This window comes from Pararhodobacter zhoushanensis (assembly GCF_003990445.1).
In the GTDB taxonomy this organism is placed as follows: domain Bacteria; phylum Pseudomonadota; class Alphaproteobacteria; order Rhodobacterales; family Rhodobacteraceae; genus Pararhodobacter; species Pararhodobacter zhoushanensis.
In genome coordinates, this window is the sequence record NZ_REEZ01000003.1 from 258328 (window position 1) to 282624 (window position 24297).

Below are 24297 nucleotides of genomic sequence, written 5' to 3' on the forward strand. Positions count from 1 at the left end.
ATGCCCGAAACCAAACCCAGACTGAGCCAGCTCGACCCCGTTTGGCAGCGCATCTGTGAAGAAGCCAATCAGGTTGTGCGCGACGAGCCGCTGCTGGGCGGCGTGATGCACAACAATCTGCTGCACCACGCGACGATGGAGCGGGCACTGGCGTTCCGTTTCGCGCTCAAGCTTTCCTCGGCCGAGATCAGCGAGCAGATCCTGCGCGAGATCGCCGAAGAGGCCTATGAAACCTCGCCCTGGCTGGGCGAAGCGGCGCGCGCTGACATCGTTGCGGTGCACGAGCGCGATCCGGCCTGCCACCGATTCCTGCAGCCCCTGATGTATTTCAAGGGCTATCAGGCAATTCAGGCCTACCGCGTTGGCCATTGGCTATGGACTACGGGTCGCGGCGACATGGCGCTTTTCGTGCAAATGCGGATTTCCGAGATGTTCGGCGTGGATATCCATCCGGCGGCGCGAATCGGCAAGGGCATCATGATCGACCACGCGCATTCCATCGTCATCGGTGAGACGGCGGTGGTAGGCGATAACGTCTCGATGCTGCATTCGGTTACGCTGGGCGGGACGGGCAAGGTCGACGGTGATCGTCACCCCAAGATCGGCGACGGCGTGCTGATCGGTGCCGGGGCCAAGGTGTTGGGCAACATCCATATCGGGGCCAATACTCGCATCGCCGCGGGGTCGGTAGTGCTGATCGACGTGCCCGCGTGCAAAACGGTGGCCGGGATACCGGCGAAAATCGTCGGGGAAGCGGGTTGCCCGCAGCCGGCGCTGTCGATGGATCATCGCTTCCGCGAGTGACGTCCTTGTTTCCCGGCGCGCCCGATCCGCACGGCTTCGCGCCGCGCGGCCAGGCGAGGCGCGTTTGAACCCGACGGTCGTGCCGGGCGACACAGCTGCAACCACGGACGACAGTTCGTGCCTGCCGTAACCTCGTTCGCCCGGAGGCCTCCCTTTTGTCCCTGATCTCAATACCCGCGGGCCTGTTGTGGCTGCTGGGCGGCGTTGGCGCGTTCCTTGCGCTGGCGACGCTCATTGGCCAGATCCTCAAGCGCCGCCGCCCGCAAGGGCATGCGGTCATCGCCAATCTCAACGCAAGGATCGCTGCGTGGTGGGTGATGGTGGCGCTGCTGGCGCTTGCCTTCCTTGCCGGGCGCGCGGGCGTCGTGCTGCTGTTCGCCGCCCTCGCCGCCCTTTCGTTGCGCGAATTCCTCAAGGTCACGGCCTGCGGACGCGCCGATGTCTGGGTGATCACCGGGGTCTATGCCATTGTACTGCCAGTACAATTCTGGGCGGTCTATATCGACTGGTACGGATTCTATACCGTTTTCATCCCGGTCTATGCCTTCTTGCTGATGCCCGCTGTTGCTGCCCTTGCGGGCGGAAGCAGCGGTTTCATGGCCCGCGCGGCCGAGACGCAATGGGGTCTCATGGTCTGCGTCTACGGCCTGAGCCATGTGCCCGCGATCCTGTCGCTGGCGATCCCCGGTGGCGAGGCGCAGCATATCCAGCTCATCGCGTGCCTGATCTTTACCGTGCAGCTGTCGGATGTGATGCAATACATCTGGGGCAAGCTGGCAGGGCGGTACAAGCTGGCCCCCGAACTGTCCCCGTCGAAAACCTGGGAAGGCATGATCGGCGGGGTGGCCAGCGCCGTCGCGGTGGCGACTGCGCTCTGGCCGCTCACGCCCTTCACCCCCGCCGGGGCAGCGCTGATGGCGCTGGTGGTGACGTTGATGGGCACGCTGGGCGGGCTGGTGATGTCAGCCATCAAGCGCGACAAGGGGGTCAAGGACTGGGGCGCGGTGATCGCCGGGCACGGCGGGTTCCTCGACCGGCTGGACAGCGTGATCTTTTCGGCACCGATCTTCTTTCACCTCACCCGCTATTACTGGACCTGAGCCATGGATGATCCCAACCGCCGCCCGATTGCCGCCCGCCGGCTGGCACCGATGCAAGGTCTGGCCCGGCTGTTGACGGAATGGGGTGCCACGCCGAACGGGATTTCACAGGTCTCGATGGTCTTTGCGGCGCTCGGGTTTGGCACCTTCTGGGCCGCGCCGATGGCGGGGGTTTGGGGGCAGGGGGCGCTGCTGTTGCTGGCGGCGCTGATGATCCAGGGGCGGCTGGTGTGCAATCTGGTCGATGGGCTGGTTGCGGTCGAGGGCGGGCGCGCAACGCCGCAAGGTGCCTTCTGGAACGAGGCCCCTGACCGTGTTGCCGACACCCTGTTGCTGTGGGGCGCGGGGCTGGCCGCCGGGCATCCGGCGCTGGGGTTGGGCTGCGCGGTGCTGGCGGTCGCGACGGCGTATTTGCGCGAATTTGGCCGGGCTGAGGGGTTCGCGCCCGACTTCGGCGGCCCGATGGCCAAGCAGCACCGGATGGCAGCGCTGACCCTTGGCGCGGTGGTCGCGGCCTTCTGGACGGCGCAGGCGGCGGTCGTGCTGACCGTCGCGCTGACGGTCATTGCGCTTGGCACGCTGGTGACGGCGGGTCTGCGGGCGCGGCGGGTGTTGGGGCACCTTGCGGGACGGTAGGTGCCGGGGGGCTGCCGCCCCCCGGACCCCCTGCTTCAAGGGGAGCGCACGCGCCCCCCTTGAAAATCCCCCCGTGGATACTTTCAGACAGAAAATGCAACAGGCAGAAAAAAGCCCGGGCGGCGCGGGGCCGTCCGGGCTTTTCGTGTGCAAGAAGAGGGCGTTACGCCAGCATGGCCATCGGGTTCTCGAGGTTCTCGATGATCGCGGTGAGGAACTCGGCCCCCAGCGCACCATCGATGACCCGGTGATCGACCGAGAGGGTCATCGACATCACCGTCGCGACACCGATCGTGCCATCCGCCTTGACCACCGGCTGTTTCAGCCCCGCGCCCACGGCCAGGATCGAGCCATGCGGCGGGTTGATCACGGCGTCGAAATTCTCGATGCCGAACATGCCAAGGTTGGAGATCGCGAAGCTGCCGCCGACGTATTCATGCGGCGCGAGCTTGCGGTTGCGGGCGCGGGTGGCGAGGTCTTTCATCTCGGCCGAGAGGGCCGACAGCGATTTGAGATGCGAGTCCTTGATCACCGGCGTGAACAGCCCGCCATCGACCGCCACCGCCACCGCCACATCCGACGGCTTGAGCCGCAGGATCCGGTCGCTGGCCCAGACCGCATTGGCATCGGGCACTTTTTGCAGCGCCATGGCACAGGCCTTGATGATGAAGTCGTTCACCGAAAGCTTGACGCCCCGGCTTTCCAACTGGCCGTTGAGCTGCGCGCGGAAGGCCATCAGCGCGTCCAGCTGCACCGAGCGGCGCAGGTAGAAATGCGGGATGGTCTGCTTGGCTTCGGTCAGGCGGGCGGCAACGGTCTTGCGCATGCCGTCGAGCTTGACCTCTTCATAGGCGCGGCCCTCGAACATCTTCATGACCGTTTCAGCCGAAGCGCCGGTGGCCATCGCGGCTTTGGCCGGGGCGGCGGCAGCAGCCGGGGCCGCCTCAGCGGCAGGCGCGGCTTTCGGGCTGGCCGTTGCGCCCTCGACATCCGCCTTGACGATGCGGCCATGCGGGCCGGAACCCGTCACGGCCGTCAGATCGAGGCCCTTGTCCTTGGCGATGCGCCGCGCCAGCGGCGTGGCAAAGACGCGTTTGCCGTCGGCCACGGGCGCTGCCGGGGCGGCGGTCACCGCTTCGGCCTTGGTCTCGACTTTGGCTTCTGGCTTGGCCTCAGACCTGGCCGGAGCCGCCTCGGCCTTGGGCGCGCTGATGTCCGAGGCGCTTTCGCCCTCTTCCAGCAGCACGGCGATCAGGCTGTTGACCTTCACGCCTTCGGTCCCTTCGGCGATGACGATCTTGCCGATCGTGCCTTCGTCAACGGCCTCGAACTCCATCGTCGCCTTGTCGGTCTCGATTTCAGCGATGACCATGCCAGAGGTGACGGTGTCGCCCTCTTTGACCAGCCATTTCGCCAGCGTGCCCTCCTCCATGGTGGGCGACAGCGCGGGCATCAGAATTTCCACGGGCATGACGGCCTCCTTAGCGGTAGGTGACTTTGTGCACGGCTTCGACCACTTCGGCAGTGGTGATCAGCGCGAGCTTTTCAAGATTGGCGGCGTAGGGCATCGGCACATCCTTGCCGCACAGGTTGATCACCGGCGCGTCCAGATAGTCGAAGGCTTCCTGCATCACCACCGAGGTGATGAAGTTGCCGACCGAGCTTTGCGGGAAACCCTCTTCCACGGTGACCAGACGGTTGGTCTTTTTCACCGAGTTCAGGATCGCCGCCGTGTCCATCGGGCGGATCGAGCGCAGGTCGATGACCTCGGCGTCGATACCGTCAGCGGCCAACTTTTCCGCCGCTTCCAGCGCGTAGGTCATGCCGATGCCGAAGCTGACGATGGTCACATCCTTGCCCTCGCGGGCGATGCGGGCCTTGCCGAGCGGGATGGTGAAATCATCCATATCCGGCACCTCGAAGGTGCGGCCATAGAGGATCTCGTTCTCAAGGAACACCACCGGGTTGCCGTCGCGGATCGCCGACTTCAAGAGGCCCTTGGCGTCAGCGGCGGTGTAGGGCATCACCACTTTCAGGCCCGGAATGTGGCTGTACCACGCCGCATAGCACTGGCTGTGCTGAGCACCCACGCGGGCCGCAGCGCCGTTGGGGCCGCGGAACACGATGGGGCAGGGCATCTGGCCGCCGGACATGTAGTTGGTCTTGGCGGCCGAGTTGATCAGGTGGTCGATGGCCTGCATGGCGAAGTTGAAGGTCATGAACTCGACAATCGGGTTCAGACCGCCCCAGGCCGCGCCGACGGCAAGGCCGGTGAACCCGGCTTCGGTGATCGGCGTGTCGACGACGCGCTTGGCACCGAATTCGTCCAGCAGACCCTGGCTGATCTTGTAAGCGCCCTGATACTCGCCGACTTCCTCGCCCATGAGAAACACGTTTTCATTGCCGCGCATCTCTTCGGCCATGGCCTCACGCAGGGCTTCGCGCACGGTCATCGACTTCATCTTGGTGCCTTCTGGCCAGTCGGGCGTGACGGGCGCGGAAGGGGCAGCCGGGGCCGGAGCCTCGGCCGGTTTGGCGGTGGCGGGGGCAGCGGCGGGCGCGGCCTCGGCCTTGGGGGCAGCGGCCTCGACCCCTGCATCGGCACTGTCACCGTCTTCCAGCAGCACGGCGATCGGGTCGTTGACCTTCACGCCCTCGGTGCCTTCGGCAACCAGGAGCTTGCCCATCGTGCCTTCGTCGACGGCTTCGAATTCCATCGTCGCCTTGTCGGTCTCGATTTCAGCGATGATCATCCCCGAGGTGATGGTATCGCCTTCCTTTACCAGCCATTTGGCCAGCGTGCCCTCTTCCATCGTCGGCGAGAGGGCGGGCATCAAAATCTGAATGGCCATTGAGTGTCCTCCCTCAGGCGTAGATGTCGGTCCAAAGCTCGGAAACGTCCGGCTCGGGGCTTTCTTTCGAGAATTCAGCGGCTTCGTTGACGATGGCCTTGATCTCTTTGTCGATGGCTTTCAGATCCTCGTCCGAGGCCAGACCGCCGGTCATCAGCATCTCGCGCACCCGCTCGATGGCGTCACGCTCGCTGCGCATTTTTTCGACTTCCTCGCGGGTCCGGTATTTGGCCGGGTCCGACATCGAGTGACCGCGGTAACGATAGGTCATCATTTCAAGGATATAGGGGCCATCGCCCGCACGGCAGGCCGCAACGGCTTTTTCAGCGGCGGCTTTGACCGCCAGCACGTCCATGCCGTCAACCGACTCGCCCTTGATGCCGTAGGCCGCGCCGCGTTCCCACAGGTTGGGGGATTTGGTCGAGCGCTTGTTCGAGGTGCCCATGGCGTATTGGTTGTTCTCGATCACATAGACGACCGGGAGGTTCCACAGCTCGGCCATGTTGTAGCTCTCATAGACCTGGCCCTGGTTCGCAGCGCCGTCGCCGAAATAGACGAAGGTGACGTTGTCATTGCCCTTGTACTTGTCGGCAAAGCCGAGGCCCGTGCCCAGCGGCACCTGCGCGCCGACGATGCCATGGCCGCCGTAGAAATGCTTCTCTTTCGAGAACATGTGCATCGAGCCGCCCTTGCCCTTGGAGTAGCCTCCAGACCGGCCGGTCAGCTCTGACATCACACCTTTGGGATCCATCCCCGCGACCAGCATGTGACCGTGGTCACGGTAGCTGGTGATGCGTTTGTCGCCCTCTTTCGCGGCAGCCTCAAGGCCGACGACGACGGCTTCCTGGCCGATATAGAGGTGGCAGAAACCGCCAATCAGACCCATGCCATAGAGCTGGCCGGCCTTTTCCTCGAATCGCCGGATCAGCAGCATTTCACGGTAATACTTAAGCAGTTCTTCCCCCGAGATGTTTGATTTCTCGGTCGTTTTTCTCGCAGCCATCGGCGCCTCCCCTGGTCGCGTCGGGAATAGTTTAACACTAAACCATTTATTACACGAAACCCTCCAAAAAAGCGAGTGCGAATTCCCACCCGCTCGTGCAGGGCACGGCAGAGGGCCAGCCTAACATGAAAATCGGATCAGCGAAGGACGATCTCGTCGCCACGCACATAGCCCAGCACATCGCGGGCTTGCTGGTCCAGCAGGTCGAGATCCAGATACTGGTCTGACAACCGGCGCGTGTTGTTTTCGAGAACCACCAGATCGGCGGCAAGCCGGTCCCGTTCATCGCGCAACTGTGCGGCATCGGCGTCGATCTGGATGCGGCGGAACAACCCGTATTCCCCCTGCACGGCGGCAAAGGTCAGGTACACGCCGAAGGTTCCGGCGATGGCGTAGAAGATAACCGGGGTAAACCGGGGGCGTTTGCGGTTCATACTGCTGCTCATGGCCTCTGAACGGGCCTTTCGCGCAGTGTGCCACAGCGCGGCGACAAAAGGAATCCCCCGTTCGCTCCGGCGGCACGCCGACGCCGACGCGGGGTTATGCTTGCCCGACTCAACCTGCCGGGGGCACCGTTCGGATCAAAGGGAGACAGCCATGACAGACGCCCCCGCCAGCGCCCCGCGCAGTGATCTGCGCACGCATGAGGTGTTCAACCAGCCGACGCCTGGTTTCCGTGACCCTTGGGCCGCCGACCGCAGCCTGCGCCGGATCGTGGGGGAGGATGCAGATCTGGCCGCGTTGGGCGCGGCCTTGGGTTCGCCCGAGATGCGCGAAGCGGCGCACGATGCCCAGACCCGGCTGCCCGAGTTTCGCCCCTTTGACCGCACTGGTCGTCGCATTGACGAGGTCCACTTCCATCCCGGCTATCACACGTTGATGACGCTGGGGCTTGAGGCCGGCTATGCGGCAACCGCCTGGGACGGGACGGGCAGCCACCTCAGGCATTCCGCGATCAACTACATGGTCAGTCAGATCGAACCGGGCGTCTGCTGCCCGATGACCATGACCTACGCGGCCGTTCCCGCGCTCGCCGCTGACGCTGACCTCGCCGCCCTTTGGCAACCCCGGCTGACCGCGCGGGCCTATGACCCGGCGATGATCTCGGTGGATCGCAAGGGCGCTGCGACGCTGGGCATGGCGATGACCGAAAAGCAGGGCGGCTCGGATGTGCGGGCCAATTCAACAAGGGCGGAACCTGACGGCGAGGGCCATCGCCTTTTCGGTCACAAATGGTTCTGCTCGGCGCCGATGTGCGACGGCTTCCTGACACTGGCGCAACTGCCCGAGGGGCTGACGTGCTTCCTGGTCCCCCGCTGGCTGCCCGACGGCACGCGCAATCCGTTCACTATCCTGCGGCTGAAAGACAAGCTGGGGAACAAGGCCAACGCGTCCTCGGAAATCGAATACGACGGCACCTATGCCCAGCGGCTGGGCGCGCCGGGCAGGGGGGTGCAGACGATCATCGAGATGGTGCATCACACCCGGCTCGATACCGCGATGGCCCCCGCTGGCCTGATGCGCTCGGCCTTAGGCGAGGCGCTGCACTGGGCGCGCGGGCGGACGGTGTTTCAGAAACGGCTGGTCGATCAGCCGCTGATGCAGGCGGTGCTGGCCGATCTGGCGCTGGAGGCCGAAGGCGCGCTGCTGCTTGCGCTGGATGTGGCGCAGGCCTTCGATGATCCGGCGCGCCGGCCCTATGCGCGGCTGGCCGTGGCGCTGGCGAAATTTGCCTCAAACAAGGCCGCGCCGGGGATGATTTATGAATGTATGGAGTGCCTTGGCGGCATGGGCTACGTCGAGGACACGCCGCTGCCGATGCTCTACCGCGAGGCCCCGCTTAACTCGATCTGGGAAGGGTCGGGCAATGTGATCTGCCTCGACATCCTGCGCACTCTGGCGCGCGAACCCGACGCGGGCGCGCAGCTGAACGCGCGGCTGGACGCGGCGCGGGGGCTGGACGGGCGCTTTGACGCGGCTTTGAGCGCGCACCGCGACCGCTGGCCCGGTCTGCCGCCCGAGGCACAGGCGCGCTGGTTCGCCGAGTCGCTGGCGGCGCTGTTGACCGGCGCGGTGATGCTGGCCGACAGCCCGCTGGCGGGCGAATGGCTGGCGGTACGGATGGATGCGCGGGGCCGGGTGGCGGGGGCAGTGGGACCGCTGGATACCGAGGCGATCCTCGACGCGGTGTGAGGATGGCTGTCCCCGGTTCCGGTGGGGTGGAACCCCACCCTACGGTGCGCCGGGGCGTAGGGTGGGGTTTCACCCCACCGCCTATCCTTCAGAAATGCGCCTTGGGTTCGTCGGGCTTACCCGCCGCCAGGGCGAACAGCCCACCCACCAGACAGAACCCGATCGGGAACATGGTGAACACGCCGAACCCGAAGGCCACATAAAAAAGCCCCGCCGCGACCAGCATCAGCACGCCGCCCCAAAGTGCCCGCACCCGCGCCATCGCCCCGCCCGCTATCGCCAGAAGGGGGCCAAGGAAACTGGCCAGCCGGATCATCTGCACATCGTGAACCTGGCCGAAGAACTGGCTCACTTCCTGATGGGTCTCGGTCAGCACCGTGTAGCCATAGCTGAAGAAGCCGACGATCATCGCCAGAAGGCCGCCGATGATGCCCAGAATCAGGGCTGCGTTGCGCATGTCTCAGACCTCAAAACTGCCGCGCCGCTCACCGTGCCGCACGGGATCGCAGATAGGGGCTGCACGGCCCCCGGTTCAAGAGCAAGCGACATCACGGTTCCCCCAGCCCGGCCTGCGGCAACAGCGTGGCGATCTTGTAGAGCAGCGTTTTCGCTGCCCGCGCGCGCGGATGCGTCGGGTCATCGGCAATGGCGCGCAGCGCCTCGCCCAGCACCCCGGCCTCGTCCTGCGTCAGCGCGGTCGGCGGCAGTACCAGCGGCGTGCGCAGGATATAGCCCAGACCCCGCTCACCCTCGACCGGGATACCTGTGGCCGCCATCATCGCCATGTCGCGCCAGATCGTGCGGGTCGAGACCCCCATGGTCCGACCCAGCTCATCCGCCGTATGCAGCTTGCCGTCGCGCAGGATCTGCACCAGGTCGTAAAGTCGCTGATCGCGGTTCATCGCGCACCCCCAACTGACAAAATACTGTCAGCAGAGCCGCAGCGCCACCCCATTCGACCCTTTGATCGGCCCCCAATGCGCAATAAACCTGCCTCATCGAATTGCTATCAACCCAAGGAGAGTGACGCATGGGTCTGACCAATATCGGCCTTCCCGGCCTGCTTCTCATCGCTGTCGTGGTTCTGGTCATGTTCGGGCGCGGCAAAGTCGCTGGCCTGATGGGCGAAGTCGGCAAGGGCATCACTGCCTTCAAGCGCGGCATCAAGGACGGCAGCGAAGAGCTGGAAAACCAGCGCGACGCTGATGCGAGCGCTGATACTGCCCGCGACGTGACCCCCACCAACCGCGACAACGCCTGACCCTTCACGGTCGGCAACAAGGAGCGGGTCTATGTTGGACATCGGCTGGTCTGAAATGCTGGTGGTTGGCGTTGTGGCGCTGATCGTGGTGGGTCCGAAAGACCTGCCAAAGATGTTCCACACGCTGGGCGAAATCACCGGCAAGGCCAAAGGCATGGCGCGCGAGTTTCAGCGCGCGATGGACGTTGCGGCCAAGGAGACGGGCGTTAACGATCTGGTCAAGGACTTCAAGCGCACGACCTCAGGGGCGAGCATCAAGGAAGCCGCCGGGTTCGATGACATCGAAAAAGAGTTCCGTGACATTGGCCGCACGGGCAAACCCGCCGCGCAGACCAAGGCCAACGCCAAGCCGGGCATGACGCCGATCGAGGTGGCACCCGTCGCCAAGCCCGTCGATGTCGAGCCTGACGAAGCGTCGGCTGACGAGGTCGAGGCGCAGTCTCATGATGCCGATCTGGCCGCCCGCAACGCAGCCGCCTCGGCCACCGAGGCCGAACGCATCAAGCGCGCCAAAAAGGCCGAGGCCGCGCGTCTGAAAGCCGCCGAACTGCGCGCGCAGCGTGACGCCGAAGCCGCTGCCGCTGCGCCGGCGCGCCCTGAACCTTCGAGCGAGCCTGAACCCTCGAGCAAGACCGAGTCCTGAGCATGGCCAAGTCAACCACACCTGACGATATCGACGACAGCTCGGCCCCGCTGATCGAGCATCTGGCCGAGCTGCGCAACCGGATCATCAAGTCGCTGGTCGCTTTCGTGATCGCGATGTTGCTGTGCTTCATGGTCTGGAACCCGATCTTCAACTTCCTGACCCAGCCGCTCTGTGACGCGCTGGAATCGCAAGGGCAAGCCTGTAACCTCGTGCTGATCCAGCTGCAGGAAGGTTTCTTTGTCGCCGTCAACATCGCCATGCTGGGCGGCTTCGTGCTGGCCTTCCCGGTGATCGCGTTCCAGCTGTGGCGCTTTGTGGCGCCGGGCCTCTACAAGACGGAAAAGAATGCGTTCTTGCCGTTTCTTGTCGCCTCGCCGCTGATGTTCTTTCTGGGCGCCGCCTTCGCTTATTACGTGATCATGCCGATGGGCTACACGTTCTTTCTGGGCTTCCAGCAATTCGGTATGGACGGGGCAGGGCCGGTAACGACCGCCCCTGACGCCATCGCCGATCCGCAAGGCGCGATTGAATCGCTCCAGCGTGCGGGCATCGCGTTTCAGGGCTCGGTCAATGAATACCTGTCGCTGACCACCAAATTCATCATCGCCTTTGGCCTGTGCTTCCAGCTTCCGGTCCTGCTGACGTTGATGGGCAAAGCCGGGCTGATCTCGGCTGACGCCCTGCGGCGCGGGCGCAAATGGGCGGTCGTCGGCATCCTGACGCTGGCCGCCGTGGCCACGCCGCCGGATGTGATTTCGCAGATCGTGCTGTTTTGCGTGGTCTACATGCTCTACGAGATTTCGGTGATCCTGGTCACCCGCGTCGAGAAGAAGCGCAACGCTGACCTGATGGCCGAAGGCCTCCTGGACCCCGAAGATCTGGAATGACCGACCTGCTGTTGACCCGTATCGCCGAGGCGCTCGAGCGTCTCAGCCCCGCACCTGCGCCCGCCCCGGATTTTTCCGGGGCCGACGCCTTTGTGTGGCACACTGCGCCTGACCGGCTGGAACCCGTCGCCCGCGTGAACCGCGTGCCGCTGGCGCTGCTCAAGGGGATCGGCCGGGTCCGCGACATCCTGCTGGAGAACACCCTGCAGTTCGCGCGCGGTTATGGGGCCAACAATGCGCTGCTCTGGGGCTCGCGCGGGATGGGGAAATCGTCGCTGGTCAAGGCGATCCATGCCGAGGTGCTGGCGCAGGGCCTGCCCTGCACGCTGGTCGAGATCCAGCGCGAGGATCTGCCCTCGGTCGGACGCCTGCTGAACCATCTGCGCGGCGCGCCCGAGCGGCGGTTCGTGCTGTTTTGCGATGACCTCAGCTTCAGCCACGACGACACGCATTACAAATCGCTCAAAGCCGTGCTGGATGGCGGGCTTGAGGGACGGCCGGATAACGTGCTGCTCTACGCGACGTCCAACCGCCGCCACCTGATGCCGCGCGACATGATCGAGAACGAGCGCTCGACGGCGATTTCGCCTGCGGAAGCGGTCGAGGAGAAGGTCTCGCTTTCGGACCGGTTCGGGCTGTGGCTGGGCTTTCATCCCTGCACGCAGGACGATTATCTGGCGATGATCGACGGCTATGTCGGCGAGTATGGCCTGACCGTGGACCCCGAGGTGCTGCGCGCCGAGGCGATCGAATGGCAAGCCACGCGCGGGGGGCGCTCGGGCCGCGTCGCCTGGCAGTTCTTCTGCGATCTGGCCGGGCGGATGGGCAAGGCGATCTGACGCACGGTGCGCTGAAGCGCACCCTACACCGGTCGGAACCGCCGTCGCTTGTCGGGGTAGGGTGCGCTTCAGCGCACCGTCATGGTTCAGCTTGCGGCAACCAGCGCCCGAGACGTGCCGCGTTGACACCCCGATCCGAATAGCCAAACCGCGCGCGCGACAGGGCGACGATGCGCGTCCCCTCTCCCTCAGCCGTCAGGCGGATCGACACGTAATCGGGGTAGCGCATCAAAGCCGTGCGCGCGATCCAGGTGCCGAACAGGACGTCCCCGGCCAAAAGCGTCGCGCCTTCAGTACGGGCGCGCGTCTCGATATAGGTGGCGACCTGATCCACCGGCATCGCGACAAGCCGCTCGACCCGCGCGGCATTGGGCGAAGAGGGCATCGGCGCAGTGACGGGATCAACGTGCCAGACCGCCGGATCAGACGGCGCAAAGCGGACCCAGGCGGCAAAGCCGATGAAGGCGAGCGCCACGATCAGCACCAGATAGAGAAACCAAGTCGCCATACGAACCATACCATCCTCGCCCGGGAACCAGTGTTTCGACAGTGTCGTGCGAGAGCCATGTGTCAACAGATCTGCGGCTCTCAAAGGTCAGAAAAGCGCCGCGCGTCGGATTTCCGGCGCGTAGGCGCCCCGTTTGCCGCCCATCACGTCCGCCGGGTCCAGGCCCACAGGCACAGGATTTCCATCGCCACATGCGCCCCGGCCACTGCCGTGGCACCGGTGGTGTCATAGGGCGGCGAGACCTCGACCACGTCGCCGCCGGTCAGCTTGATCCCGGCCAACCCGCGCAGGATCGCCGCCGCCTGCCAGCTGGCCAGCCCACCCCAGACCGGCGTGCCCGTGCCCGGCGCAAAGGCTGGGTCCAGCGCGTCGATGTCGAAGGTCAGGTAGCACGGTGCGTCGCCGACGATCTCCTTGACCCGTGCTGCCACGGCTGCCGGACCCATCTGGTGCACTGCCGGTGCGTCGATGACGTTGAAACCGTGGTAATCCTCGCATTCCGTGCGGATGCCGATCTGCACGGAATTCTTCGCATCCACCAGCCCGGTCTTGACCGCCTTGTACATGAACGTCCCGTGGTCGATCCGATCCATGTCGTCATCGACCCACAGGTCGGAATGCGCGTCGAACTGGATCACCCGCAGCGGCCCGAACCGCTCGGCATGGGCTTGCAGGATCGGCAGCGTGATCGAATGATCCCCGCCCAGCACAAGCGAGCCTGCGCCCGCGTCGAGGATACCGCCAATATGGGCGCGCAGGGTGGCGGGGAAGTCCGCGGTCTTGGCGTAGTCGAACGCGAGATCGCCGTAGTCTACCACGCTGAACTCGCCCAGCGGGTCGAAACCCCAGCCATAGGGTGGGTCATAGGGTTGCAGGGTCGACGCCTCGCGGATCGCGCGCGGGCCAAAGCGGGTGCCCGTCCGGTGCGTCACCGCCTGATCAAAAGGCACGCCGGTCACAGCAAGGTCTACCCCGGTCAGATCCTTGGAATACCGCCGTCGTAGAAAGCTGGTGGCCCCGCCAAAGGCATTCTCGAAGGACAGTCCGCGCCGGTCTTGTCGGGTGAAAGCCCCGTCAACCTCGGTCTTTGCATCTTCGAGCGCCATGCCCTTTCCCCCTTCGCTTGTGTTTTCGCGACAGGACCAAACAAAGCCGACAAACGCAAGCGCGGTCTTTTGAGCACGGTTTTGCCTGTGTTTCAGCCTGTCACGTGGTGTGATCGGCCCGCTCCTTGCATTGACCCCGGGCTAGCGTAAAACGGGCCGAAACCAGAGCAGGCGTCCCTTATGTCCGTATCCCTCGTGATCCTCGCTGCCGGTCTTGGCAGCCGGATGAACTCTGAACGACCCAAGGTGCTGCACCCTCTTGGCGGAGCCCCGCTGTTGGCACATGCGATGCGCGCGGGTGCTGCATTGGGGCCTGAGCGTGTGGTGGTCGTTACAGGCCACGGTGCCGAGGCCGTGGCCAAGGCTGCGCGGGTTGAAGACCCCGATGTGCTGATCGCCCATCAGGTCGAGCAACGCGGGACAGCCCATGCCGTTGCGCAGGCGCGGCAGGGGCTGGACGGGTTCGAGGGTGATGCGGTCGTTCTCTATGGCGACACGCCGTTCGTGACCGGCGACACGCTGGAGCGGATGCGCGATGCTCGGAGCAAGCATGCTGTGGTCGTGCTGGGGTTCGAGGCTGCTGATCCCGGTCGCTATGGGCGACTGGTGATGCAGGGCGATCAGTTGGAACGGATCGTCGAATTCAAGGACGCGACCGAAGACGAGCGGGCCATCCGCTTGTGCAACTCGGGCGTGGTCTGCGCGGACGCGATGACACTTTTCCAACTTATTGACGGGGTCGGCAACGAAAACGCCTCGGGCGAATACTACTTAACCGACATCGTGGCTATTGCCAGACAAAAGGGGCTCTCGGTCGGCGTGGTCCGCTGCGATGAGGCCGAGACGCTGGGCATCAACACCCGTGCCGAACTTGCCGCCGCCGAGACCGCCTTTCAGGCACGCAAACGGGCCGAGGCACTGGACGATGGCGTGACCCTGATCGCGCCCGAGACGATCTATTTCGCGCTGGACACGGTGATCGGTCGCGATGCGGTCGTCGGCCCCAATGTCGTCTTTGGCCCGGGCGTCACCATCGAAAGCGAAGCGACCATTCGCGCCTACTGCCATCTTGAGGGCTGCCACGTCAGCCGCGGCGCCACCGTCGGGCCGTTCGCCCGCCTGCGCCCGGGGGCCGAACTGGCCGAGGATGTCCACATCGGCAACTTCGTCGAGATCAAGAACGCGATTCTGGACGAGGGGGCGAAGGTCAATCACCTGTCCTATATCGGTGACGCCGACGTCGGCGAGAAGACCAATATCGGCGCGGGCACCATCACCTGCAACTATGACGGCGTGTTCAAGCACCGCACGACCATCGGCAAACGGGTCTTCATCGGCTCGGATACCATGCTGGTGGCACCGGTCACGCTGGGCGATGACGCGATGACCGGCTCGGGGTCGGTGATCACTGGTGATGTGCCGGCGGGTGCTCTGGCGCTGGGACGGGCCAAGCAAGAGAACAAGCCGGGGCTGGCCATTCGCCTGATGGAGCGTCTGCGGGCGCTGAAAGCAAAAAAGAAAGAGGGCTGAGCATGTGCGGCATTGTCGGGGTACTGGGGTCGCATGAGGTGGCACCGCTGATCTTGGAGTCGCTCAAGCGGCTTGAATATCGCGGCTATGACAGTGCGGGCATCGCCACGGTGAACGCCGGTGTGCTGGACCGCCGCCGCGCGGTCGGCAAGCTGGTGAACCTGTCGGATCTGCTGGTGCATGACTCGCTGGCGGGCAAGGCCGGGATCGGCCACACCCGTTGGGCAACCCACGGCGAGCCGAATGTCGGCAACGCCCACCCGCACCGCTCGGGCCCGGTTTCGGTCGTGCATAACGGCATCATCGAGAACTTCCGCGTCCTGCGTGAGGAACTCGCCGCCGCCGGGCTGGCACATGAGACCGACACCGACACCGAGACCGTCGCGCTGCTGACCCGCCACCTGTTGGATCAGGGCATGACGCCGCAAGAGGCCGTTGGCGAGACGCTCAAGCGGCTGGAAGGGGCTTTTGCGCTGGCCTTCTTGTTTGAAGGCCACGACGATCTGATGATCGGTGCGCGCAAAGGCTCGCCGCTGGCCGTGGGGCATGGCACCGGCGAGATGTATCTGGGCTCGGACGCCATCGCGCTGGCACCGATGACGGATCTCGTGACCTATCTCGAAGAGGGTGACTGGGTTGTCCTCACCCGCGCCGGAGCGACCTTCTACGACATGGCTGGCAACCGGGTGAACCGCTCGGTTACCCGTATCCAGCTGGAACAGACCCGCATCGACAAGGCCGGGCACAAGCACTTCATGGCCAAGGAAATTGCCGAGCAACCGGCGGTTCTTGGCGCGGTGACGGCGTTCCATCTGACCCCCGACGGAACCGATCTGGCCTTTCCGCCCGAGGTCGATTTCAGCAGCTGCGACCGGGTGACGATGGTCGCCTGCGGCACCGGGCATTATGCCACGCAGGTGGCGAAATACTGGTTCGAGCAGATCGCCGGGCTGCCCTGCGATATCGATATCGCCAGCGAATTCCGCTATCGCCAGCCGGTGCTCAGCGACAAGGGCATCGGGATTTTCGTCAGCCAGTCAGGCGAAACGGCCGACACGCTGGCGGCGTTGCGCCATGTCGAGGGCAAGCTGTCGCGCACGATTGGCGTGGTCAACGTCCCCACCTCGTCCATCGCGCGCGAAACCGATGTGGCGCTGCCGATTCTGGCGGGCCCTGAGATTTCCGTTGCCTCGACCAAGGGCTTCACCGCGCAATTGCTGGTGCTGCTGCTGATGGCACTGAAAGCGGCGCAGGATCGGGGTCGGCTGGATGCGGCCCAGTTGGCCGCAAAGCTGGCCGACATCAAGGTGCTGCCCGGCCTGCTGGCGCAGGCGCTGGACCGCGAGGATGACATCAAGACGCTGGCCGCCAAGATCGCCGAGTCGCAGCACGCGCTGTTTCTGGGCCGGGGCGTCATGTTCCCGCTGGCGCTGGAAGCGGCGCTCAAGCTCAAGGAACTCAGCTATATCCACGCCGAGGGTTATGCGTCGGGCGAGCTGAAGCATGGGCCGATCGCGCTGATCGACAAGACGATGCCGGTAATCGTGCTGGCACCGCGCGATGCGCTTTATGACAAGACCGTCTCGAACATGCAGGAAGTCATGGCGCGGCAGGGTCTGGTCGTGCTGATCTCGGACCGCGCGGGTCTGGAAGAGGCCGGCAAGGTCTGGGCCCAGCTGGCGATGCCGACGGTGCCCGAACTCATCGCGCCCATCGTCTATGCGATCCCGGCACAATTGCTGGCGTATCACACGGCGCTGGCACGCGGCACCGATGTGGACCAGCCGCGCAATCTGGCGAAATCGGTGACGGTGGAGTGACGGTGATGGTGGAGTAACATGGCCAAACAATTTCCCAGCTTCGCGGATGACCACCTGCGGCTGATCGCCGAGCAGCAGATGTTCTTCGTTGCCACCGCCGCGCCCACCGGACGGGTGAACCTGTCGCCCAAGGGCATGGACAGCCTGCGCGTCACGGGGCCGAACCAGCTGATCTGGCTGAATGTGACCGGCTCGGGGAATGAGACTGACGGCCATCTGCGGCTTGACCCGCGCATGACGGTGATGTGGTGCAGCTTTACCAAACGCCCGGTGATCCTGCGTGCCTATGGTTCGGCGCGGGCGGTTTATGCCCGTGATGCCGAGTGGGACGCGCTCTATGCGCAGTTCATCCCGATCGCCGGCGCACGGCAAATCTATGTGCTGGAGGTCGATCTGGTGCAGACCTCATGCGGTTACGCCGTGCCTTTCTTCGACTTCGCCGGTGAGCGCGACACGCTGAAGACCTGGGCGGGCCAGCGGGACGACGAAGCGTTGAGCGCCTATTGGGAGCAAAAGAACCGCCAGACGATTGACGGGTTTCCGACCGGCCTTCTGGATTGATCCGGTCGGGGCAGGGGGTCGTATCACTTGGGAACCCTGATCAGGAGCCCCGCCATGACCCTCACCCGCCGTTCTGTCATCCTTGGTGCCACCGCGTTCGGCACCGCGACCCTTGCAGGGTGCGCGCGCACCCCCGATGCCCCCGCGATGTCGGGCGGGCCGATCACCCTGACCGATGTGTTCGTCGGTGAAGTGCGTGGCCGCGGCGTGTTCCACGTTGACCTGACCGGCTCGGAGCGTCGTTTCAGCGCGCAACTACACGGACGGCTGGAGGGCGATCGCCTGACCGTTGCCGAGGATTTCACCTATGACGACGGGCAAACGGGGCGGCTGACCTGGGTGTTCGACCGCGCCGGGCCGGGCCGCTGGACCGGACGCCGTGACGATACCGTAGGGGTGGCCGAGGTGGTGGAAGAGGGCGATACCATCCGCCTGACCTACACGGCCGATTTCGAATCGCTTGAGGGCGTGACACGGCTGGCGTTTTCCGACGTGATCTATCGCGCGCCGGACGGGCGGGTTATCAATGAGGCGATCGTGCGCCGCTGGGGTCTTCCCGTCGGGCGTGTCCGCTTTGAAATGACCCGAGTATGAATGAACAAGACGTATCACCCGACGCCGCCCTCGCCACGCTGAACGCCCTTGCCGATCCGGTCCGGGCCGAAGAAATGCGCGCCTATCACAAGATCGACCGGCCTTATCTGGGCCTGAGCAACCCGCAGATTGACGAGCTGGTCAAGGGCTGGCGCGTGGCGGCGACGCTGGACGAGCGCGTGGCGCTGGCGGCGGGGCTTTGGGACAGCGGTATCCACGAGGCGATGCTTGCGGCGGCCAAACTGCTGGCGCAGGCTCGCATCCGGCCCGATGACACCGCCGTCTGGGAACTGATTGCCAGCTGGGCCGAAGGGTTCGAGGGCTGGGCCGTGTCGGATTTCGCCAGCTCGGCAGGCGGTCGGCGGCTGGTGGTGGATCCGTCACGGCTGGACGGGGTCGAGGGCTGGACGGCCAGCCCCAACATGTGGACCCGCCGCGCCGCGCTGGTGATGACGCTGCCCTGGGCGCGGATGCCGAACCCGAAACCCGAAGATCTGGCGGTGCGCGAGCGCGTGTTGGGCTGGGCGGCGGGCTATGTCACCGACCGCGACTGGTTCATCCAGAAAGCCGTCGGCTGGTGGCTGCGCGATCTGTCCAAGCACGATCCCGAGCGCACGCGCTCGTGGATGGCCGAGCACGGCGCGGGGCTGAAGTCCTTCGCACGCAAGGAAGCGTTGCGGCATCTGCCCGGGTAGGGCGGGCGCTCGGGGGCATCGAGCCCCCTCGCGCCCGCGCGGGTTGCCACCCGCCCCCGCCCGGGGGACGCACGCGTCCCCCGGACCCCCTGGTGGATATTTAGGGCATAAAGTTGGTGTCAGCCGTTGCGTATCATGTCGGCGGCGCGCTCGGCGATCATGATGGTCGGGGCGTTTGTGTTGCCGCTGACCACGGTTGGCATCACACTGGCATCGACGACGCGCAGGCCCTTGATGCCGTGGACACATAGCTGTGGATCGGTCACGGCCAGCGGGTCGGTGCCCATGCGGCAGGTTCCGACGGGGTGGTAGATCGTATCGGCGCGGGAGCGGATGTCGGCTTCGAGTGCAGAGTCCGAATTGTCATGCGGGTAAAGCCTGCGCTTGCGCCACGGCGCGAGGGGTGGGGCTTGCAGGATCTGGTCCATAAGCCGCGCGCCCTGCATCAGGGCGGGCAGGTCGCGCGGGTCGGACAGGAACGCCGGGTCAATCCGCGGCGGCGCTGCCGGGTCGGGCGAGGTCAGGCCGACAGAGCCGCGCGCGTAGGGTCTGAGCAGGCAGACATGGCACGAGAAGCCGTTCGCCAGATGCAGCTTGCGCAAGTGATCATCCACGATGCCGATGACGAAATGCAGTTGCAGGTCCGGGCGGTCGATATCGGGCGCCGAGCGCAGGAAGGCGCCGCCTTCGGCCATGGGCGAGGCAAACGCCCCGCTCCCGGTCTTGCGCCAGCGCCAGCCCTCGCGCGCCAGCCGCGCCAGACCAGCGGGGTTCAGACCGATGACATCGCGGCGGGCCGAGGTGTAGCTGATCACATAGTCCAGATGGTCCTGCAGGTTCTGGCCAACGCCCGGCAGGGCGTGGTTTACCGTGATGCCCTGCGCGCGCAGCGCGTCCTCGGGGCCGACGCCTGACAGCATCAACAGGTGCGGCGAGCCGAAGGCACCTGCCGAGACGATCACCTCGCGCCGGGCGGTCAGCCGTTCTAACCGTCGTCCCCGGCGCAGCTCAACGCCCGTCGCGCGCCCCTCCTCAATCACCACCCTTTGCACCAGACACCGGGTCAGCACGGTCAGGTTGGGCCGGGCCATCACCGGATGCAGGTACGCCGCCGCTGCCGAGCAGCGCTCGCCTTTGTGCGGCCCGTCATGGAATTGCGTGACCTGATAATACCCGGCCCCTTCTTGCTGCGCGCCGTTGAAATCAGCCGTTTCGGGAATTTGCGACTCTCCACAGGCGTCCAGAAAGGCGCGGGTGATGGCGCGTGGCTCGGACTGGTCCGACACTTGCAACGGCCCGCCCGTTGCGTGGTGGTCCGACGCGCCGCGCTGGTTGTTTTCGGCGCGCAGGAAATACGGGCGGCACGCGGCCCAGTCCCAGCCCTCGGCCCCCAGATCCGCCCATCCGTCGTAGTCTTCGGGCTGACCGCGCGCATAGAGCATGGCGTTGATGGCCGATGAGCCGCCCAGTGCCTTGCCCCGTGGCTGATACCCGCGCCGCCCGTTCAGCGCGGGCTGCGGCACCGTCCGAAACGCCCAGTTGTTGATCTTGGGTCGACCCGAGACCATCGCTGCGACCAGCGCTGGGGCCCGGATGGCCAGATCTTTGCCCGCGCCGCCAGCTTCGACCAGACAGACCGACACGTTCGGGTCTTCGCTCAACCGCGCCGCCAGAACGCACCCGGCCGATCCGCCACCGGCAATCACATAGTCGAACGCCATGTACAGGCCCTCCCGCACATAATCCTGCGCCAAATTGCGTCAATCGTTCAAGTGTCCTGTGCTTCAGCTTGCTCCAAATACGCAAACCGGGACGCGTATCCGGGGCATGACGCCCGAAGGCTGGTGCGTGGGCGAAAGCCCACCGGCGCGCGGGGGGCTCGATGCCCCCCGCGCGCCGCACCGATAGCCCGGCAACCTCAGCAAAAGCCTTCGGCGTGGCGCAACTCGCCCCAGACCTTGCCGCGCCAGTTGGCCTGAGGCGCACCCAGCCGTTTCAGCGCCATCGGATGCGCCGGGTCCAGAACCCCCAACCGTGCCAGGATCGCCACGATGGCGGCCTCCGACGCCCGGGTGCCGCCGTCGATGATCTTGAGCGCAACACCCAGCCCTTTTGACGGAAGGATCGCCACAAATACCGCCTCGGCGCCGGTCTTGATCGCCACGCCGTCCATGACCCGCATCAGTTCGGTACAGGCGCGGGTTTCGCCCGCGACCATTTCGGGATGGGCGGCCATGGCCTCGCGCAGTTTGACCATGGCGCGGCCCCGACCATCGGTCTCTTGCGCCGACGCAAACCGGGCCATCGCGCGGGCCAGTCCCGTGACCGAGGTCGCGAAATTCGGCGCTGAGCAGCCGTCGATGCCGTAGCCGGGGCTGTCCTCGCCGGTGACCTCTTCGAAGGCGGTCTTGATCGCGCGCTGAACGGGGTGATCGACCTCGGTATATTCGGACCCGCCGCCAAGATGCTTGTTGAGCATGAGGAAGCCGGCGTGTTTGCCCGAGCAGTTGTTGTGCAGCTGGCAGAACGCATCGCCGGAACAGATCAGGCGATTGCGCTCGGGGATGTCGGTGGGTTCATGCGCGCCGCAGCGCAAATCCTGTTCGCTCAGCCCCATCTCACCCAGCCAGCTGTCGACAGCCTCGGTATGCAGTGCCGAGCCCTGATGCGAGGCACAGGCCAGCGCCAGTCGTCGACTGTCCAGCCCTTTGCCCGCCCCTGATTCGAGCAAGGGCAAGGCCTGGATCATCTTGCAGGACGAGCGCGGATAGATCACTGCCGCCGGATTCCCCCAGGATTCGATCACGCCCGACGCGTCGCAGATGACGGCATGACCAAGATGCTGGCTCTCCAGCATGCCCCCGCGCCACAGCTCCACCAGCGGTACTGCCCCTGTTCCCACGTCGCTCATGGCCATATCTCCTTCACAGTTGCGCAATTTTCCGCCAACGGGGGTTTCTAACCCCCCTTAAAACGGGGTAATAGGCAAGCTACCGGGCAAACCCCCGTTGCGCCAGTTCAAAGCCTTGTGCAACAAGGCCGCTCGCGGGGTTGATGACACAGGCTGGAGGCGATGAGGCAGATGGCAACAACGTTCAAATTCGGCGCGGCAGGTGCAGTGATGGCTTTGCTGGCCGCGCTCCCCGCTCAGGCGCAGGATTCGACCAACCGCGTCGCCGTGGAAACCGCGTGGAGCGTCTTTGTTGACGGCACCCCGCGCGAGTGTTGGGCGGTTTCTTCGCCCTCGGAAACCGTGAACACGCGCGACGGCCGTGCGGTTTCAGTGCGGCGTGGCGACATTCTGATGTTTGCGACCTACCGTCAGGGGCAGGGCGCAACGGGTGAGATTTCCTTTACCGGCGGCTATCCCTTCGCCGAAAACTCGACCGTGCAGGTCACCATCGGTGCGGATGTGTTCCAGCTGATCGTCGATGGCGAATGGGCCTGGGCCGCGTCGCCGGAAGAGGATGCGCGCATCCTCGCGTCGATGCGCCGGGGCCAAAGCGCTGTTCTGGTCGCGCGCTCGTCGCGCGGGACGCAGACGCAAGATACGTTCAACCTGTTCGGCATCACCGCCGCAACGGAAGAAGCCCAACGCCGCTGCGCCGAATAAGCGCCGCGCGTTTGACGATTTCAGGGCCGCCGGGCTGTTCTGCCCGGCGGCTTTTTCCTATATGCTGCGCAGACCGCTGCGGTGCCAAACGGAGACGCGCATGACTGCCCCCATCACGCAAGACGTCCTGACCATCCCGCGCAAGGACATCGAAAGCGAGACACCCAACCTGATCGGCATGACCCGCCCGCAATTGCGCGCGGCGCTGATCGCGCATGGCACGCCCGAGAAACAGGCGAAGATGCGCGAAGGCCAGATCTGGCAATGGCTCTATCACTGGGGCGTGCGCGAATTCACCGCGATGACCAATCTCAGCAAGGATTACCGCGCCTTTCTGGATCGAACGTTTCAGATCCAGTTGCCCGAGATTGTCACCAAACAGGTCTCGGCCGACGGCACGCGCAAGTATCTGCTGCGGATCAATGGCGGGCATGAGGTCGAGACGGTTTATATCCCCGAAGAGGGGCGCGGCACGCTGTGCATCTCCAGTCAGGTCGGCTGCACGCTGACCTGTTCGTTCTGTCACACCGGCACGCAGAAACTGGTGCGCAACCTGACCGCGGCCGAGATTGTCGGCCAGGTGCTGGTGGCGCGCGATGATTTGCAGGAATGGTCGATCCCGGGCGAGGCGCGGCGCGAAGAGCGCCTGATTTCCAACGTCGTGCTGATGGGCATGGGCGAACCGCTCTACAACTTCGACAATGTCCGCGACGCGATGAAGATCGTCATGGATGGCGAAGGCATCGCGCTGTCGCGCCGCCGGATTACCCTGTCGACCAGCGGCGTGGTGCCCGAAATCGCCCGCACGGCGGATGAGATCGGCTGCCTGCTGGCGATCAGCTTCCACGCCACCACCGATGAGGTCCGCGACCGGCTGGTGCCGATCAACAAGAAATGGAACCTTGAGACGCTGCTGGGCGCTTTGCGTGACTACCCGCGCCTGTCCAACAGCGAACGGATCACTTTCGAGTATGTCATGCTCAAGGACGTCAACGACTCGGACGAGGATGCGCGCCGGCTGGTCCGTCTGATCAAGGGCATCCCGGCCAAGATCAACCTGATCCCGTTCAACGAATGGCCCGGTGCGCCCTATCAACGCTCGGACTGGGAACGGATCGAGGCCTTCGCCGACATCATCTTCAAGGCGGGCTACGCCTCGCCGATCCGCACGCCGCGTGGTGAAGACATCATGGCCGCCTGCGGCCAGCTGAAATCCGCCACCGAACGGGGCCGCAAATCCTCGGCCCAGATCGCGGCCGAGACGGCGGGGCACTGACGCATGGCCGCGGTCTTGCTGCTGGTCGTGATCGGCGCGGCAGCGGGCTTGCTGGCAACCCGTCTGATGGGGATGGACGCCGATCTGCCCACGGCAATGCTTATTGGCATCGTCGGTGCTCTGGTCGGCGGCTTTGCGCTGCGCCTGATCGTGACTGTGGGTGGCTGGGCGATCACTTTTGTCCTGGCCGTTCTGGGCGCGATGGTGCTGATCTGGCTCTGGCAGCAGGTCAAACGCTAGGGCGCGTTTCGCCCTCGGCCCCTGTCGGCTGTCGCCGCCGCGACCTCGGGCGACCGGGCAGGGGGGCGTTGCCCCCCTCTTGGCCTGACGGCCAATTCACCCCCCAGGATATTTAAGGACAGATGATAAGGGT

The 24297-nt window shown here is 65.1% G+C and carries 26 protein-coding genes; 16 read left to right on the forward strand and 10 right to left on the reverse strand.

All coding sequences use genetic code 11. From position 1 onward, the window contains the following. From cysE to EAE28_RS09395, 3 genes are all read left to right on the forward strand, one after another. The gene (gene cysE, locus EAE28_RS09385) at window positions 1-804 is read left to right on the forward strand and encodes a serine O-acetyltransferase (RefSeq protein ID WP_127105590.1); all 804 of its coding nucleotides are present in this window, start codon (window positions 1-3) and stop codon (window positions 802-804) included. A gap of 155 nt (window positions 805-959) precedes the next feature. Beyond that, complete coding sequence (locus EAE28_RS09390) at window positions 960-1904, forward strand: phosphatidate cytidylyltransferase (RefSeq protein WP_246022321.1); 945 nt, start codon at window positions 960-962, stop codon at window positions 1902-1904. Between the two features lie 3 nt (window positions 1905-1907). After that, complete coding sequence (locus tag EAE28_RS09395) at window positions 1908-2540, forward strand: CDP-alcohol phosphatidyltransferase family protein (RefSeq protein WP_127105591.1); 633 nt, start codon at window positions 1908-1910, stop codon at window positions 2538-2540. Window positions 2541-2703: 163 nt separating this feature from the next. Here EAE28_RS09395 and EAE28_RS09400 read toward each other — a convergent pair whose 3' ends face one another. The 4 genes from EAE28_RS09400 to EAE28_RS09415 form a co-directional block, all read right to left on the reverse strand. Continuing rightward, window positions 2704-4011 (reverse strand): pyruvate dehydrogenase complex dihydrolipoamide acetyltransferase, encoded by a 1308-nt coding sequence (locus EAE28_RS09400; RefSeq protein WP_127105592.1) that lies wholly within the window; start codon window positions 4009-4011, stop codon window positions 2704-2706. A gap of 10 nt (window positions 4012-4021) precedes the next feature. Continuing rightward, on the reverse strand, window positions 4022-5392 hold the full coding sequence (locus tag EAE28_RS09405) for a pyruvate dehydrogenase complex E1 component subunit beta (protein ID WP_127105593.1): 1371 nt from the start codon (window positions 5390-5392) through the stop codon (window positions 4022-4024). A gap of 13 nt (window positions 5393-5405) precedes the next feature. Further along, a complete protein-coding gene (gene pdhA, locus EAE28_RS09410) occupies window positions 5406-6395 on the reverse strand; it encodes a pyruvate dehydrogenase (acetyl-transferring) E1 component subunit alpha (protein ID WP_127105594.1) in 990 nt (329 codons plus the stop codon). 137 nt (window positions 6396-6532) lie between these two features. Beyond that, window positions 6533-6829 (reverse strand): FtsB family cell division protein, encoded by a 297-nt coding sequence (locus EAE28_RS09415; RefSeq protein ID WP_246022322.1) that lies wholly within the window; start codon window positions 6827-6829, stop codon window positions 6533-6535. 163 nt (window positions 6830-6992) lie between these two features. Between EAE28_RS09415 and EAE28_RS09420 the strand changes: the two genes are divergently transcribed. Continuing rightward, the gene (locus EAE28_RS09420; protein ID WP_127105596.1) at window positions 6993-8588 is read left to right on the forward strand and encodes an acyl-CoA dehydrogenase family protein; all 1596 of its coding nucleotides are present in this window, start codon (window positions 6993-6995) and stop codon (window positions 8586-8588) included. A gap of 88 nt (window positions 8589-8676) precedes the next feature. Here the strand turns inward: EAE28_RS09420 and EAE28_RS09425 are convergent, their stop codons facing one another. Together EAE28_RS09425 and EAE28_RS09430 are read right to left on the reverse strand one after the other, a co-directional pair. Then, a complete protein-coding gene (locus EAE28_RS09425; protein ID WP_127105597.1) occupies window positions 8677-9045 on the reverse strand; it encodes a hypothetical protein in 369 nt (122 codons plus the stop codon). Window positions 9046-9136: 91 nt separating this feature from the next. Next, window positions 9137-9490 (reverse strand): helix-turn-helix transcriptional regulator, encoded by a 354-nt coding sequence (locus EAE28_RS09430; protein WP_127105598.1) that lies wholly within the window; start codon window positions 9488-9490, stop codon window positions 9137-9139. Window positions 9491-9618: 128 nt separating this feature from the next. On the opposite strand from EAE28_RS09430, the gene EAE28_RS09435 reads away from it, so the two are divergent. The 4 genes from EAE28_RS09435 to EAE28_RS09450 are packed head-to-tail and all read left to right on the forward strand — an operon-like array spanning window position 9619 to window position 12221. Beyond that, window positions 9619-9849: a twin-arginine translocase TatA/TatE family subunit gene (locus EAE28_RS09435; RefSeq protein ID WP_127105599.1), complete on the forward strand. Its 231-nt coding sequence runs from the start codon at window positions 9619-9621 to the stop codon at window positions 9847-9849. A 31-nt stretch (window positions 9850-9880) separates the two neighbouring features. Further along, on the forward strand, window positions 9881-10492 hold the full coding sequence (gene tatB, locus EAE28_RS09440) for a Sec-independent protein translocase protein TatB (protein ID WP_127105600.1): 612 nt from the start codon (window positions 9881-9883) through the stop codon (window positions 10490-10492). Between the two features lie 2 nt (window positions 10493-10494). Continuing rightward, on the forward strand, window positions 10495-11382 hold the full coding sequence (tatC, locus tag EAE28_RS09445) for a twin-arginine translocase subunit TatC (RefSeq protein WP_127105601.1): 888 nt from the start codon (window positions 10495-10497) through the stop codon (window positions 11380-11382). Beyond that, window positions 11379-12221, forward strand: coding sequence for an ATP-binding protein (locus EAE28_RS09450; protein WP_127105602.1), 843 nt, complete (start codon window positions 11379-11381; stop codon window positions 12219-12221). The genes tatC and EAE28_RS09450 overlap by 4 nt, the downstream gene beginning before the upstream one ends. A gap of 79 nt (window positions 12222-12300) precedes the next feature. Here the strand turns inward: EAE28_RS09450 and EAE28_RS09455 are convergent, their stop codons facing one another. Both EAE28_RS09455 and speB read right to left on the reverse strand, forming a co-directional pair. Beyond that, entirely contained in the window at window positions 12301-12729 is a 429-nt protein-coding gene (locus EAE28_RS09455; RefSeq protein ID WP_164736596.1) for a DUF1499 domain-containing protein, read from the reverse strand. 143 nt (window positions 12730-12872) lie between these two features. Beyond that, entirely contained in the window at window positions 12873-13835 is a 963-nt protein-coding gene (gene speB / locus EAE28_RS09460; protein ID WP_127105604.1) for an agmatinase, read from the reverse strand. Between the two features lie 180 nt (window positions 13836-14015). On the opposite strand from speB, the gene glmU reads away from it, so the two are divergent. The 5 genes from glmU to EAE28_RS09485 are packed head-to-tail and all read left to right on the forward strand — an operon-like array spanning window position 14016 to window position 19035. Continuing rightward, window positions 14016-15365: a bifunctional UDP-N-acetylglucosamine diphosphorylase/glucosamine-1-phosphate N-acetyltransferase GlmU gene (gene glmU, locus EAE28_RS09465; RefSeq protein WP_127105605.1), complete on the forward strand. Its 1350-nt coding sequence runs from the start codon at window positions 14016-14018 to the stop codon at window positions 15363-15365. Between the two features lie 2 nt (window positions 15366-15367). After that, the gene (glmS, locus tag EAE28_RS09470; protein WP_127105606.1) at window positions 15368-17185 is read left to right on the forward strand and encodes a glutamine--fructose-6-phosphate transaminase (isomerizing); all 1818 of its coding nucleotides are present in this window, start codon (window positions 15368-15370) and stop codon (window positions 17183-17185) included. Between the two features lie 18 nt (window positions 17186-17203). After that, complete coding sequence (locus tag EAE28_RS09475) at window positions 17204-17746, forward strand: pyridoxamine 5'-phosphate oxidase family protein (RefSeq protein WP_127105607.1); 543 nt, start codon at window positions 17204-17206, stop codon at window positions 17744-17746. Between the two features lie 54 nt (window positions 17747-17800). After that, window positions 17801-18340 (forward strand): DUF3833 family protein, encoded by a 540-nt coding sequence (locus EAE28_RS09480; RefSeq protein WP_127105608.1) that lies wholly within the window; start codon window positions 17801-17803, stop codon window positions 18338-18340. Continuing rightward, complete coding sequence (locus EAE28_RS09485; protein WP_127105609.1) at window positions 18337-19035, forward strand: DNA alkylation repair protein; 699 nt, start codon at window positions 18337-18339, stop codon at window positions 19033-19035. Before EAE28_RS09480 ends, EAE28_RS09485 begins: the two co-directional genes overlap by 4 nt. Window positions 19036-19154: 119 nt before the next feature. Here EAE28_RS09485 and EAE28_RS09490 read toward each other — a convergent pair whose 3' ends face one another. Beyond that, the gene (locus EAE28_RS09490; protein ID WP_127105610.1) at window positions 19155-20756 is read right to left on the reverse strand and encodes a GMC family oxidoreductase; all 1602 of its coding nucleotides are present in this window, start codon (window positions 20754-20756) and stop codon (window positions 19155-19157) included. 197 nt (window positions 20757-20953) lie between these two features. Further along, window positions 20954-21946: an asparaginase gene (locus EAE28_RS09495; RefSeq protein WP_127105611.1), complete on the reverse strand. Its 993-nt coding sequence runs from the start codon at window positions 21944-21946 to the stop codon at window positions 20954-20956. A gap of 171 nt (window positions 21947-22117) precedes the next feature. Here EAE28_RS09495 and EAE28_RS09500 point away from each other — a divergent pair, with 171 nt between their 5' ends. The 3 genes from EAE28_RS09500 (at window position 22118) to EAE28_RS09510 (ending at window position 24164) form a co-directional block, all read left to right on the forward strand. After that, window positions 22118-22648 (forward strand): invasion associated locus B family protein, encoded by a 531-nt coding sequence (locus EAE28_RS09500; RefSeq protein ID WP_425466765.1) that lies wholly within the window; start codon window positions 22118-22120, stop codon window positions 22646-22648. A gap of 100 nt (window positions 22649-22748) precedes the next feature. Further along, the gene (rlmN, locus tag EAE28_RS09505; protein WP_127105612.1) at window positions 22749-23924 is read left to right on the forward strand and encodes a dual-specificity RNA methyltransferase RlmN; all 1176 of its coding nucleotides are present in this window, start codon (window positions 22749-22751) and stop codon (window positions 23922-23924) included. Window positions 23925-23927: 3 nt separating this feature from the next. After that, the gene (locus tag EAE28_RS09510; protein WP_127105613.1) at window positions 23928-24164 is read left to right on the forward strand and encodes a GlsB/YeaQ/YmgE family stress response membrane protein; all 237 of its coding nucleotides are present in this window, start codon (window positions 23928-23930) and stop codon (window positions 24162-24164) included. Window positions 24165-24297 lie beyond the last annotated feature (133 nt).